Raw genomic sequence first — 939 nt, 5'->3', positions numbered from 1 at the left:
GACGATGCGAGTGTGTGGACGGTAGTGTCTCGGAGAGACACGGGGACTTGCGAGTCCGTTCCGCTGCTGGCGGGTCGTGGCCGCGCGCGGCATGAAGTGTCGCCGTGCCCGTTACGCTGGTGCTGCGTGGGTATGCGGTGCCGCGCCTTTGCGAGGCGCTGCCGACACCACGAACGGGCGCGGCGCCGCATACCCCCGCAGCCATCGGGTCACGTCCACGGCGACATTCCATTCCGCGCGCTGTCAAGAACCCCGACCGGCGAAACGGACGAGAAAGGCGCCGCATTTCTCCGCGACACTTCCGTCACGTCCATCGCAGCGCCCCCTCACGCCACGCGTACAGCACCCCGACGAGCAGCAGCGCGAGGAAGAGGAACATCTCCACGACCGCCTTCACGCCCACCGACGCGACCACCAGCGCCCACGGGTACATGAACACCATCTCCATGTCGAAGGCGAGGAACAGCATCGACACCGCGTACCAGCGCACGTGGTACCGCGACACCGCGTGCTCTTGCGGCGCTCCCCCGGACAGGAACGGCCCGCACTCGACCGTCCGCGGCGCCACCGCCGCGGACACCGCGTACACGCCCGCCACCACCGCGCCCGCGAGCCCGGCCAGCGACAGGAGCGCGACGTAGGGAGCCATCGTCCCTCCTGTTCCGGCGACCGATACGGGACCATGTACCTGATCGGCGGACGCGAAAACATGCGCGGGACGGCACGGCACTTCCTACGCTTGACCGAGTTTCCGTACACTTCGCTTTTGTGCCATCGCAAGGGGGGCGAACGTGAGCACGAATGACGACGGGCGTCCCTCCGACGCCCCACCGCCGAGCTGGGGCCGCGTTTCCGACGGCACCGAGGACGACAAGCTGGTCGCGAGCTGGCGCACGTCCCCCGGCCGCGCCGCACCCCCGCGTCCGCCGTCCGCCCCAC

1 protein-coding gene is annotated in these 939 nt (G+C 69.5%); it reads right to left on the bottom strand.

From position 1 onward, the window contains the following. Positions 1-304: 304 nt before the first annotated feature. Positions 305-649: an NADH-quinone oxidoreductase subunit A gene (locus tag DMH08_RS39615; RefSeq protein ID WP_125621433.1), complete on the bottom strand. Its 345-nt coding sequence runs from the start codon at positions 647-649 to the stop codon at positions 305-307. Between the last annotated feature and the right edge of the window lie 290 nt (positions 650-939).

It is taken from the genome of Actinomadura sp. WAC 06369 (assembly GCF_003947565.1).
Lineage (GTDB): Bacteria > Actinomycetota > Actinomycetes > Streptosporangiales > Streptosporangiaceae > Spirillospora > Spirillospora rifamycini.
Note: the sequence above shows the minus strand (reverse complement) of the source record. Positions and strands in the feature narration are given on the sequence as shown.

Excerpts from the sequence above, each read along its gene's own strand:
- DMH08_RS39615 (WP_125621433.1), bottom strand. The coding sequence starts at position 649 with ATGGCTCCCTACGTCGCGCTCCTGTCGCTGGCCGGGCTCGCGGGCGCG.